Source organism: Xenorhabdus innexi (assembly GCF_002632485.1).
Classification (GTDB): domain Bacteria; phylum Pseudomonadota; class Gammaproteobacteria; order Enterobacterales; family Enterobacteriaceae; genus Xenorhabdus; species Xenorhabdus innexi.
Genome location: NZ_NIBU01000118.1, coordinates 1 through 4758, shown reverse-complemented (window position 1 = coordinate 4758; position 4758 = coordinate 1). Strand labels below are relative to the sequence as shown.

Annotated in this window: 4 protein-coding genes and 2 pseudogenes; 3 read left to right on the top strand and 3 right to left on the bottom strand. The window is 34.5% G+C overall.

Annotation, left to right across the window (positions count from 1 at the left end; translation table 11 throughout):
• Window positions 1-156 precede the first annotated feature (156 nt).
• Window positions 157-762 (bottom strand): annotated as a pseudogene (locus tag Xinn_RS19985) (solute carrier family 23 protein); the annotation flags it as partial.
• A 513-nt stretch (window positions 763-1275) separates the two neighbouring features.
• On the opposite strand from Xinn_RS19985, the gene Xinn_RS19980 reads away from it, so the two are divergent.
• Both Xinn_RS19980 and Xinn_RS19975 read left to right on the top strand, forming a co-directional pair.
• The gene (locus tag Xinn_RS19980) at window positions 1276-2391 is read left to right on the top strand and encodes an acyltransferase family protein (RefSeq protein ID WP_169923636.1); all 1116 of its coding nucleotides are present in this window, start codon (window positions 1276-1278) and stop codon (window positions 2389-2391) included.
• A 195-nt stretch (window positions 2392-2586) separates the two neighbouring features.
• A complete protein-coding gene (locus tag Xinn_RS19975; protein ID WP_086954714.1) occupies window positions 2587-2973 on the top strand; it encodes a cupin domain-containing protein in 387 nt (128 codons plus the stop codon).
• Here Xinn_RS19975 and Xinn_RS19970 read toward each other — a convergent pair whose 3' ends face one another.
• Entirely contained in the window at window positions 2974-3663 is a 690-nt protein-coding gene (locus tag Xinn_RS19970) for a helix-turn-helix transcriptional regulator (protein ID WP_086954715.1), read from the bottom strand.
• A 181-nt stretch (window positions 3664-3844) separates the two neighbouring features.
• Between Xinn_RS19970 and Xinn_RS19965 the strand changes: the two genes are divergently transcribed.
• A complete protein-coding gene (locus tag Xinn_RS19965; protein WP_086954716.1) occupies window positions 3845-4282 on the top strand; it encodes an alpha/beta hydrolase in 438 nt (145 codons plus the stop codon).
• Between the two features lie 381 nt (window positions 4283-4663).
• Here Xinn_RS19965 and Xinn_RS23600 read toward each other — a convergent pair.
• A pseudogene (locus Xinn_RS23600) lies at window positions 4664-4758 on the bottom strand (hypothetical protein); the annotation flags it as partial.

Below are 4758 nucleotides of genomic sequence, written 5' to 3'. Positions count from 1 at the left end.
ACCTGCTCCAAAAGGCGTGGTCGGAAACGTATTTTTGGCTGGAAAAAGCACAAGAATATTTATGCCAGAACGCGTTCAAAACACCACAAAGAAAATCATGTAAAAACAAAACATTGGATGCGTGTTTTGAAAGGCTTAATTCTTAAGATCCTGTCTATGACGGGCAGCTAAAATAGCAATGATAAAAAAGCCCAGAGTACCCAGCAGAACGTTATGAGCGGCAAAGTTTCCGATAGAAACAATCGTATCTGGATTCGGCACAATAATACCGGCATTTTTCAGCCCCATCATGGCGATAAAAAGCCCGATACCACTGGTGATCCCGACTCGAAGCCCCACAGGGATATTCGCTATCATCCAGTAACGAATGCGGAAAATAGTCAGGATCAACAACCCTACCGCACCCCAAAAGATAGCTCCCATCGCAACCTGCCATGAGATGCCCATCGCTCCGACAACAACGAAGGCAAAAAATGCATTCAGCCCCATAGCAGGAGCAACCGCTACGGGTAAATTAGCCACTATTCCCATCATAATGCTGCCAATTGCAGCAATCAGGCAGGTTGTGACAAAGACGGCTTTAATATCCATTCCGGCAACAGAAAGAATTTGTGGATTCACAAAAACGATATAGACCATCGTCAGAAAAGTAGTAAGACCGGCAATCATCTCAGTGCGAACTGTCGTTCCGTGTTCTTTCAGTTTAAACACGCGCTGAAGTAAGCCCTGACTATTTGCAGAGCCAGAATTGAGTGTATTCATTAATGTTTTATTCCCAAACAGATAAAGTTTTCGATTCATCCTACAGGAAATCAGAATAAATCGTTATCCTGGAAGACCAAAAAAAGAAAACGATTGCTATTAGTGCAATCAATAATTTATATCACAAAATGATTATCAACAAACCTCACTAATTGGCGCTGTTTTATTCACTATTTCAGAGGAGGCGATGCTCAGAATATCGCTAAGATATCCACCCATTTTAAAAAAACGTCAGCAATAACCCCAAAGAACATCGCGCTAAAATTACTTCGAATTATCATATATAACCATTAAATCAAAAGATTAATTACATTAATTTCAGTATAAATTAGAGTTATTATCACAAATGAAACTTGACCGTAATGAAAATTTGTGAGCATTATGTGGATATTGATTTAAATAACACCTCCGGATGCAATATCACTGACAATAAAAATATTAATTTTATTTAACACAATAATTATTTGTAATTATACATAGTTAAAACTTACATATTGTGAAATGGATAGGTATATGAAACGATTTGAATCTTTAGATGCCGTCAGAGGAATAGGAGCTTTAATTGTCGTAACCGGTCATTTGCATATTGTTGGTGCATTTACTGAACTTCATTTTTTTCGCACCTGCTATATTATTGTCGAGCTTTTTTTTGTGCTCAGTGGGTTTGTGCTGGCACATACTTATGCATATCGGGAAGTGAAATTTACACCATATATCTCCTCACGATTCTTCAGAATATTCCCTCTCCATATATTAATGCTACTAATATTTATATTGTTAGAATGTTGTCGATTACTGATCCAAAAAAATTATGGAATTGAATTTGATACACCACCATTTACCGGAAGAACAGCACTTTCAGAAATTTTACCTAATTTATTTTTAATCCAATCATGGACTCCAACAACAAACTTTCTGAGTCTGACATTTAATTACCCTACGTGGAGCCTTAGTGTCGAATTCTACACATATATTATTCTTTATTTGACAATTATTATATTTTCGAAATTTAATATTTCTCCTATAGTATGGCTGTCAATATCAGTAATAACTTTATGGCTGCTTGTAACTGGTAAGCATAATATATTACAGCAGGCTGTTACCCGAGGAGTATCAAGTTTCTTTGCGGGTGCTTTTACCTATAGTATTTTCAGAGTTTTCTCTGATATAAAAATCAGTGTTATTACAGCAACTACTTTAGAAATTATATGCATAGCTCTTCTCATTTTCTTTGTTAACTCTCAATATGAAGCAAAACAAATAATTTGCACTATTATTTACTGTATGACAGTCTTCATTCTGGCATACCAAAAAGGTATAATATCCTCGATCTTCCTGAATAAACACATGCAATATTTAGGTAAAATATCCTATTCTATTTATATGGTTCATGCTGCAATAATATTAATTATCACAACAACAATGTTTGTCATTCAAAAAAAGACAGGAATTGAGTTAACTCCATTCATTGAAGGAAGACGGAATTTAACTACCGGAAGTCTATTTTTCAACAATATCTTAGCATTGAGTATATATTTCATCGTTATATTTGTTGCAACAGTAATATACAATAATGTTGAAGAGCGGTTTATGAAATATAAAATAACATTTTCATCCAACACCCGATAATACTGTTATGCATTGATGCTTATTTTTAAAAAATCTATTCCCCAATATAGGTAAAATTAGAAACTCGTTAATATTAATGAGATATTATTCTGATAATTGTAAAAATTTATTTTTTTATACACTAATAAATGTTAAATTTTAATAATCAATCGAATAAGAGTAAAAATCACTCATTTAAAATATAAGGATGTAGTTGTGATCGAGTTTGCTAGTTTTTCTACAGAGGATGCTATCAAAGATGACGCTGTTGGTATTTCTGTCAGACAGATGATAAAAAAAGAAGGGCTGAATGCTTATGCTACCTCTATCAATGCAGGCAAAAAAGTCGGATGCCATAACCACAGCAACGGTGATGAATGGTACATAATACTTTCTGGTGAAGGGGAAATATGGACAGGTGAGGTAGTAAATAATGATGTTCATCATGTCCAAAAAAAGAAGTTTACTCAAGGATGTATCTTTTGTATTTATCCAAATACCGCGCATCAGCTTGTCGCCCATAAAAATGTAGAATTAATATTTTTATGTCCTGAGTCCCACCTGTCCCATGATAGAGTCTGTTTTTCAGACATATGCAAATAATTATTTTGTAAAAGTGATGGACTGCGATTCCCTGAAAAAACTTTCAGGGATATAGTTTGCTATGTTATTTTCATAACAATACGCAACTAAGTCTTTTTTACATTTTATTCCTGTTTTTCTATACACATTTTGAATATGGTTAGTAATCGTTCTGGCAGAAAGTAACAACCTTTCAGCTATCTCATTAGAGGAGAGTCCTTGTAAAATATAAAAAATCACCTCCCATTCTCTTTTACTGAAAAATGCTGATGGAGGAGTAAAAACTAATGATGCTGGCATGTTTAGTTTGTTTAGCTTTTCCAGTGTCATAGTATCTACCGGCCTTCCATGAAAAATCGTCCCTCGACATATTCCATTTTCATCAACTAATGGATATTTATCGAAGTACCAAGGCTGGAGATAGGGGAGATTTTGAAACGGATGGATTTCAATAGAAGTGACTCGGTCTAATAGTTTTTCCACTTTCCTGTCATGCTGCTGAAATTCCTGCTGAAAATTTGCAGTGGATGCCGGAAGTTCACCATCAAAATGCCCTGCTACATCATATCCTTTAGGGAGGGCGAGTAGTTCATGATATTTTTTATTTGCATATATAAATTTTGAGGTATGGTCTTTCGCTCCCCACGGTTCATTACTGATTTCCCAAAATTTTATCAGGGGCTTAATCAAATTTTCTACTGAGGAATTCATATGATACCTTTTAGAAATCATCCCGTTGATCATTATTTCTCACATATGAGATTTTAAATGTGAATGACATTACTATACTTTTCATGGTCTGATTTGATTAGTTTAGCTGTTTTTAAGGATGAATTAAATAATCAATAAGTACCATTTATTAAAAGACAAAATAAAATTTATTGGTCATTCAATGGGAGGTTATACTGGCCTTGCTGTTAGTGGTGGTGTACCTGTTGCAACTCCGGATCAAGCACATAATCAATCTGTTGAGAAAATCTCTGTTACATATGATAGCCGTATTTGCTCACTTATATTAATGGCTCCTGCATGTGGCTGGTTTAATGGCGAGGATTCCTTAAATAGCTTCAGTATTCCGATATTATTATTAACTGCGGAGAAAGATCATTTATCTGATATATTATGTACATCAATTCTTGAGAATCTCAGTAATGTTCAACATAAAATGGTTGAGAATGCTGGGCATCACTCTTTTCAGAGTCCATTTCCACCGTATATGAGTCATATTGATTTTACACCATCTCAAGATCCTATTGGATTTGACAGGCTACAATACCAATCCGTATTATGTACTGAAATAAAAGAATTTATTTCCCGAATCTATAACTAACCAATACCTAATCATGTAACGGCTTGTATGAATATATTATATATTCATACAAGCCGTTGCAAAATTATTTATCAGAAAATTTACACAACCCGTAATAATAACTCCCCACTTCAACAGCAGAGAGTTAATAGATTTAACAAGTAAAATATCTGGTTAGCATTTAATTCTCGGGATTTAATTCCTCATCGCTTGCGACGTATAAAATTCATCTGAACGATGTGAAGCAGATGATTTCGTATTAATACCTCGCAGCTTGCGGCAGGATTATTTATTACATTAGTTGTAATGAATAAAATAATAACCTCTACCACATATATCAAAAACACCTAACTTATTATTAAGCAAGGACGCCAATTAATTTATACTTTATATCACAGTGAACTTATCGCTGTCAAAGAAAACGCCTGGGCTACGATGCAACTGAGATACGATTACGCGCTCAGTACCGTTGATAACGAAAGTCCCGTTATCAGTCA